The following is a 332-nucleotide window of genomic DNA, read 5'->3' as shown; positions in this document are numbered from 1 at the left end:
GTGTTGAGCACCGGGTCGGCGTAGACCTCAAAGTTGATAATTGCGCCCTGGGCTTTCAGGTCGCGCATGAAGGCCTGCAGGCCCTCGGTGACGTCGCGGATATAGGTCGAGGTGATACCCCGGTCCACCGCCCACTTGTGGCCGTACAGAATCGCGTCCATGACCATATCCATGGTCCGCACGCGGGTGACGAACGCCCATTTCGAATCGCTCGACAGGGTGCGGTTGCCCCACAGGCGGAAGCCGTCGTCACGAATGATGGTCGCGATGTTGGCGTTGTTCAGCAGGTTGGCCCGGCAGGTCTCGTCGCCGTCCAGGTACTCGATGGCGCG

The 332-nt window shown here is 62.3% G+C and carries 1 protein-coding gene; it reads right to left on the bottom strand.

Features of this window, described 5'->3' with window-relative positions; translation table 11 throughout:
• Positions 1 to 332 (bottom strand): phage tail sheath C-terminal domain-containing protein (locus tag SB786_RS35850; protein WP_410731524.1); only part of this gene is annotated, 332 nt, incomplete at both ends.

The organism is Burkholderia sp. SIMBA_062, from assembly GCF_046534765.1.
In the GTDB taxonomy this organism is placed as follows: domain Bacteria; phylum Pseudomonadota; class Gammaproteobacteria; order Burkholderiales; family Burkholderiaceae; genus Burkholderia; species Burkholderia ambifaria.
The sequence above is the reverse complement of the archived record's forward strand: the minus strand, read 5'-3'. Positions and strand labels throughout refer to the sequence as shown.